The organism is Roseovarius tolerans, assembly GCF_900109855.1.
Taxonomy (GTDB): domain Bacteria; phylum Pseudomonadota; class Alphaproteobacteria; order Rhodobacterales; family Rhodobacteraceae; genus Roseovarius; species Roseovarius tolerans.
The window spans coordinates 44523-51203 of the sequence record NZ_FOBO01000022.1 but is presented as its reverse complement, the minus strand read 5'-3'; the positions used below and the strand labels follow the sequence as shown (position 1 = coordinate 51203).

At 63.5% G+C, this 6681-nt stretch carries 8 protein-coding genes; 6 read left to right on the top strand and 2 right to left on the bottom strand.

All coding sequences use genetic code 11. The features are described 5' to 3' along the window. Nucleotides 1-200 precede the first annotated feature (200 nt). Both BMX04_RS16995 and BMX04_RS16990 read right to left on the bottom strand, forming a co-directional pair. A complete protein-coding gene (locus tag BMX04_RS16995; protein ID WP_074788071.1) occupies nt 201-653 on the bottom strand; it encodes a YqaA family protein in 453 nt (150 codons plus the stop codon). Nucleotides 654-698: 45 nt separating this feature from the next. Next, entirely contained in the window at nt 699-1271 is a 573-nt protein-coding gene (locus BMX04_RS16990) for a LabA-like NYN domain-containing protein (RefSeq protein ID WP_050661671.1), read from the bottom strand. Between the two features lie 143 nt (nt 1272-1414). Between BMX04_RS16990 and folK the strand changes: the two genes are divergently transcribed. The 6 genes from folK (at nt 1415) to BMX04_RS16960 (ending at nt 6677) form a co-directional block, all read left to right on the top strand. Further along, entirely contained in the window at nt 1415-1981 is a 567-nt protein-coding gene (gene folK / locus BMX04_RS16985; protein WP_074788070.1) for a 2-amino-4-hydroxy-6-hydroxymethyldihydropteridine diphosphokinase, read from the top strand. A gap of 78 nt (nt 1982-2059) precedes the next feature. Further along, nucleotides 2060-2413, top strand: a complete 354-nt coding sequence (rpoZ, locus tag BMX04_RS16980) for a DNA-directed RNA polymerase subunit omega (RefSeq protein WP_050661673.1) — start codon at nt 2060-2062, stop codon at nt 2411-2413. 32 nt (nt 2414-2445) lie between these two features. Beyond that, entirely contained in the window at nt 2446-4572 is a 2127-nt protein-coding gene (locus BMX04_RS16975) for a RelA/SpoT family protein (protein ID WP_074788069.1), read from the top strand. A gap of 25 nt (nt 4573-4597) precedes the next feature. Further along, the gene (locus BMX04_RS16970) at nt 4598-5278 is read left to right on the top strand and encodes a DUF2062 domain-containing protein (RefSeq protein WP_074788068.1); all 681 of its coding nucleotides are present in this window, start codon (nt 4598-4600) and stop codon (nt 5276-5278) included. Between the two features lie 39 nt (nt 5279-5317). Beyond that, nucleotides 5318-6070, top strand: a complete 753-nt coding sequence (locus tag BMX04_RS16965; protein WP_074788067.1) for a pyridoxine 5'-phosphate synthase — start codon at nt 5318-5320, stop codon at nt 6068-6070. Continuing rightward, nucleotides 6063-6677 (top strand): LysE family translocator, encoded by a 615-nt coding sequence (locus BMX04_RS16960; RefSeq protein WP_074788066.1) that lies wholly within the window; start codon nt 6063-6065, stop codon nt 6675-6677. The genes BMX04_RS16965 and BMX04_RS16960 overlap by 8 nt, the downstream gene beginning before the upstream one ends. Nucleotides 6678-6681 lie beyond the last annotated feature (4 nt).

Here is a 6681-nt window from a genome sequence, read left to right as displayed (position 1 = left end):
GCACCAATGCGCGGAATCAAGGTGCCGCAGGCACCGCCGCGCAGCGCCCGACCGCCCCCTCGGGCGGGCGCTTTTGCAACGTATCAAGCCATTGAAAACGCGGGAGTGCTTGGCTGGCATAAAGTGTGGTCCACCGAGGTTGCAGCGCCCACCCGGCGGTCAGGCGCTGCGCGGCTCACCTCAAAGACAGCAACAGGCCCTTACCCACCCGCCTGCACCGTCAGCCAGGCAAGCACGATATACCGCCCGGTCTTGGCGATGGTGACCAGTGCGAGAAATAGCCATGCCGGGGTGCGCATGACGCCCGCGATCACCGTGAAGGCGTCGCCCAGCGGGGCCCAGCTCATCAGCAGGGTCCAGACCCCCCAGCGGGCATACCAGCGCTGTGCCCGGGCCAGCTGTGCCGCATTGACCGGAAACCAGCGGCGATGTCGAAACCGTTCGATCCCGCGCCCCATGACATAATTGACCACGGCCCCGAGCGTGTTGCCCACGCTTGCCACCACGATCAGCCAAAGCAGCGAGGCGGTGCCCGCAAGTTGCAGGCCGACAAAGACCACTTCGGACTGAAACGGCAGAATCGTCGCCGCGCCGAACGCCGCCAGGAAAAGCCCGCCCAGTTGCAGCAAAACGCCCGGGTCCGCCATGCTCATGCGTGCGGAACCCGGGCGTCAGTGCAAAGCCGTGTCAGGAAAACGTCATTCCTGTTCGGCATAGGCCTCCTGCCGGTCGTTCTGATGTTCGCGCGGCGGGCGCCCGATCACGTCCTTGAGATCGGCCAGTTCGATGAAATTGTCGGCCTGACGGCGCAGGTCGTCCGAAATCATCGGCGGCTGGCTGCGAATCGTCGAGACGACCGAGACGCGCACGCCCTGGCGCTGAAGGCTTTCGACCAGCGGCCGGAAATCGCCATCGCCAGAGAACAGCACGATATGATCGACGCGCGGCGCGAGTTCCATGGCATCGACGCAAAGTTCGATATCCATGTTGCCCTTGACCTTACGACGGCCTTGGCTGTCGGTGTATTCCTTGGCCGGTTTCGTGACCATGGAATAGCCGTTGTAATGCAGCCAGTCGACCAGCGGCCGGATTGGTGAATACTCGTCATTTTCCAGCAACGCGGTGTAGTAAAAGGCGCGCAGCAACTTGCCGCGGCGCATGAACTCTGAACGGAGGAGTTTGTAGTCGATGTCGAAACCCAGGGCCTTGCCGGCTGCGTAAAGGTTCGAACCATCAATGAACAACGCTAAACGGTCGTCCTTGTAAAACATGATTAATGTCCTTCCAAATCGTTTTGCCTTGCCTGTGAGTGTGAGTGGTGTGAGTGGTGGGGCAGGACAAAGTAGGACGCAGAATTAGGGACTTCCCGAAGGCTGCGCAAGAGAATGATACATCACAAAAGAATAGGTGGGTCATGACGTCGGATCAACTGTGCTTGATCGCGATCGGTGGAAATATGCCGTCATGGGCGGGCTCACCGGACCGGACGGTCGATGCCGCACTGCAGCATCTTGAGCGGGCCGGGGCGCAGGTCGCCGCCGTGAGCCGCCTTTACCGCACCCCCGCCTTCCCGGCGGGCAGCGGGCCGGATTTCGTCAATGCCGCCGCTGCCCTGCGCATGCCGGGTGCGCCCGAGGCGGTGCTTGGGGTGTTGCACGCGGTCGAGGCGGCGTTCGGGCGAGAGCGTGTCGCGCGCTGGGGGCAGCGCACGCTCGATCTCGATCTGATCGGCGTTGATGACATGGTTCTGCCCGATCTTGCGGAGTTCGAGTCGTGGCGCGCGCTTGATGCGCTGGCACAGCAGGAGCGTGCGCCGGACTGCCTTATCCTGCCACATCCGCGCGCGCATGAGCGGGCCTTCGTGCTGGTGCCGCTGGCGGATGTGGCCCCGGACTGGGTGCATCCGGTGTTTGGACAAACGGTGCGTGTGATGCTGGAGGCGCTACCACAGGATGCGCGCGACGAGGTTGTGCCGCTCTGATTCTACGCTTGTAAATCCTGTTTCAAACCCCTAAGTACGTGGCTTCTGATTCAAGCCCAAACCCTGCCCGGAGGTCTTATGGCCCGCGTTACGACAGAAGATTGCGTTGACAAGGTTCCGAACCGTTTCGATCTGGTGATGCTCGCAGCACATCGCGCCCGCGAGATTTCGTCGGGATCGCCGCTGACCGTGGATCGCGACAACGACAAGAACCCGGTCGTCGCCCTGCGCGAGATTGCCGAAGAGACGCAATCGGCCGATGACCTGCGCGAACGCCTGATCGAGTCGAACCAGACCCAGATCGAGGTGGACGAGCCGGAAGAAGACTCCATGGCCCTGCTGATGGGTGGCGAAGCGGACAAGCCCGAAGCCGACGACATGTCGGAAGAAAAGCTGCTCCGCGCCCTTATGGAAGCCCAGGGTCAGGGCTGAGCCGCCCCTGATCACCGCAAGGCGCGACACTGATGATCGCCGTTGATGACCTGATCACGCTGGTCCGCCACTACAACCCTCGCACCGATGAGGCCATCATTCGCGCGGCCTATGATTTTGGTCGCGCGATGCATGAGGGGCAGTTTCGCCATTCGGGCGAGCCTTATTTCACGCACCCCGTTGCCGTCGCCGCCATTCTCACCGAACAGCGGCTCGATGATGCGACGATCATCACCGCGCTCTTGCATGACACGATCGAGGACACCAAGGCGTCCTACCGCATCGTCGAAGAGAAATTCGGCCGCGAAGTGGCCGATCTGGTGGATGGCGTCACCAAGCTGACCAATCTGCAACTCTCGAGTTCCGAGACCAAACAGGCCGAGAATTTTCGCAAGCTGTTCATGGCGATGTCCAAGGATCTGCGGGTGATTCTCGTGAAACTCGCCGACCGTCTGCACAACATGCGCACGATCAAGGCGATGCGCCCCGACAAGCAGGCGCAGAAGGCGCGCGAGACGATGGATATCTACGCGCCGCTTGCGGGCCGCATGGGCATGCAGTGGATGCGCGAGGAGCTGGAGGATCTGGCGTTCCGCGTGCTGAACCCCGAGGCGCGGGCCAGCATTATCCGGCGTTTCATCACCCTGCAACGCGAGACCGGCGATGTGGTCGAGCGGATCACCGGCGACATGCGGCACGAGTTGGACAAGGCGGGCATCGAGGCGGATGTGTTTGGCCGCGCCAAGAAACCCTATTCGATCTGGCGCAAGATGCAGGAAAAGGAGATGGGTTTTTCGCGCCTGTCGGACATCTACGGCTTTCGCGTGATCACCCGGTCCGAGAACAATTGCTATGGGGCGTTGGGGGCCATTCACCAACGCTGGCGTGCCGTGCCGGGACGGTTCAAGGATTACATCAGCCAGCCGAAATCGAACGGCTATCGCAGCATCCACACTTCCGTGTCGGGCCGCGACGGCAAGCGGGTCGAGGTGCAGATTCGCACGCAGGCGATGCATGACGTGGCCGAAACCGGTGTCGCGGCGCACTGGTCCTACCGTGACGGGGTGCGCGCCGAAAACCCCTTTGCCGTCGATCCCGCCAAGTGGATCTCATCCGTCAGCGAACAGTTCGACGCCGAGGAGGATCACGAGGATTTCCTCGAAGCGGTCAAGCTCGAGATGTATGCCGACCAGGTGTTCTGCTTTACCCCCAAGGGCGATGTGATCAAGCTGCCGCGCGGGGCGACGCCGATTGATTTTGCCTATGCGATCCACACGAGGATCGGCCATGCCTGCGTGGGCGCCAAGGTGGACGGGATGCGCGTGCCGCTCTGGACCCGTGTGAAGAACGGCCAATCGGTCGAGGTGATCACCGCCGACGGGCAGACCCCGCAGGCCACATGGCTGGATATCGCGACCACCGGCAAGGCGCGCGCCGCCATCCGCCGCGCCCTGCGCGAACTGGACCGCGGGCGCTATATCAAGCTGGGCCGCGAACTGGCGCGCTCGGCGTTCGAGCATGTCGGCAAGAAGGCCACTGACAAGGCATTGGAGGCCGCCGCCCGCACGCTGCGCCTGAAGAATGCCGACGAGGTGCGCGCGCGGCTGGGCAGTGCGGAACTGACTGCGCAACAGGTACTGAACGCGGTCTATCCCGATCTTGCGCCCGATCCGTCGGACGAGGTGACGCGCGACCGCGCGGTGCTTGGCCTCAAGGCCGATCAGAGTTTTGAGCGCGCGCGCTGCTGTCAGCCCCTGCCGGGCGAGCGCATCGTCGGCATCACCTATCGCGGGCGCGGCGTGGTGATCCATGCCATCGATTGCGAAACCCTCTCGCAATATGACGATCAGCCCGGGCGCTGGATGGATTTGCACTGGCACACCGGCACGCATCCCGCTGCCTATGATGTGACATTAGACCTCACCATCGGCAACGATGCGGGCGTGTTGGGGCGGATTTGCACCTTGATCGGGGAACAGAAGGCCAATATCTCGGACTTGACTTTCGTTGACCGGAAACCTGATTTCTATCGCCTGCTTGTTGATGTCGAATTGCGCGACGCTGAACATCTGCACGGGGTGCTCTCGGCGCTTGATGCCGAAAGCGATGTGGCCGCCGTCGAACGCTATCGTGATCCGTCCCGCACCGGGGCGGTCTGACCCATGAACCCTAGGAGCCGCGCTGGTGGTTTTCAAACGCCGAGACAGACGACCCTTGTGGAAGGTGATCGCTGACTTTTTCTGGCCCAAGGGTGGCTGGGCGCGGGCGTTCACCTATGTCAAGCACCGGCTGCACCGCCTGCCCGACCCGCCCGACCGGATCGCGCGCGGCATATTTGCGGGCGTGTTCACCACCTTCACACCGTTTTACGGGCTGCATTTCATCGTGGCGGGCACGCTGGCCTTGATCTTCCGCGGCAATATCCCCGCCGCCCTTTTGGGCACCTTCTTCGGCAACCCGCTGACCTATGTGCCGATCGGGGTGATCTCGCTTCAGACCGGGCATGCCATCCTGGGACGGCACACGCTGGCCGAAGACGAGATCAGCCGCTCGCTCGGGGGCAAGTTTCTCGATGCGGGCGAGGACCTCAAGAACAACGTGCTGGCGATCTTCTCGGATCACGAGGCCGATTGGTACGGCCTGCACCTGTTCTATGACGAGGTGTTCCTGCCCTACATGGTGGGCGGCATCGTGCCCGGTATCGTGACGGCGCTTGCCGCCTATTACATCAGCCTGCCGGTGATCACCGCCTATCAGAACCGTCGCAAGGGCGTGCTTCGGGCGAAATGGACGGCGATCAAGGAAAAGAAGGCGCAGAAGGAAAATGCGTCAATTGAGGCTGACGGGCGCGGCAAAGGGGACTAGGTTGCACACCGAGCCGATCATGATCTGAGGAAGAGCCCGATGCCGTCCGATGGAAAACTGCGCCTTGGCGTGAATATCGACCATGTCGCCACCGTCCGTAATGCGCGCGGCGGGGCCTATCCTGATCCGCTGCGCGCCGCCAAGCTGGCAGAGGAGGCGGGCGCCGACGGCATCACCGCGCATCTGCGCGAAGACCGCCGCCATATCTCGGATGCCGATATCGACGGGTTGATGGAGGTGCTGACGGTGCCGCTCAACTTCGAGATGGCGGCGACGTCGGAGATGCAGGCGATCGCCCTGCGCCACAAGCCCCACGCCGTTTGTCTGGTCCCCGAAAAGCGCGAGGAACGCACCACCGAGGGCGGGCTCGAGGTGGCGCGAGAGGAGAACCGGCTGGCGCATTACATAGCACCGCTACGCGAGGCGGGCTGTCGCGTGTCGATCTTCATCGCCGCCGACAAGCGTCAGATCGAGGCGGCGCACAGGATCGGGGCGGAGGTGATCGAGTTGCATACCGGCGCCTATTGCGACGCCCATGCCGAGGGCGATGTCGACACCCGCGACCGCGAGTTGGAGGGGCTGCGCGAAATGTCGGCCTATGCGCATGCGCTGGGGCTGGAGGTGCATGCGGGCCACGGGCTGACCTATGACACCGTGCAACCCGTCGCCGCCTTTCCCGAGGTGATGGAACTCAATATCGGGCATTTCCTCATTGGCGAGTCGATCTTTCTCGGGCTTGGCCCGGCGATCACCGAGATGCGCCGCCTGATGGACGAGGCGCGCGATGGCTGAGCCGCTGGGGCTGCTGTCGGCTGTGCTGGCCTTCGCGGTTGTCGCCGCCTCGCCCGGTCCGGCCAATCTTGCGGCTGCTGGTGTGGCGATAGCGGCAGGCCGTGTAAGGGCGATGCGATTTGCCCTGGGGCTGGCGCTTGGCCTGTTCTTCTGGGGAGTGCTGGCGGCACTCGGCATGGGCGCGATCCTGCAATCAACCGGCTGGGCGCTGACCGGCCTCAAGGTCGCGGGCGGGTTCTACCTGCTGTGGCTGGCGCTGCAGTCGCTGCGCGCCGCGCGCGGCACGGACACGACCATCGCCGCGCGCCGCGCACCGCGCCGCCTGTTCTGGTCCGGTCTGATGCTGAACCTCTCTAATCCCAAGGCGGTGTTTGCCTGGATGGCGACGCTTTCGCTGGGGATGGGCGGCGCGGGGCAGGGCTATCTGCTGCTGACGGTGCTCTGTGGACTGATCGGGCTGATCAATTACATCGGCTGGGTCACGTTCTTCTCGACCGGGGTGATGATGCGTGCCTATCTGCGCGGGCGGCGCTGGATCGAGGCGACGGTGGGCCTGCTGCTCGGCGCGGCGGGGGTGTCGCTGCTGCGGTCCTCGGCCACGCAATGAGGGC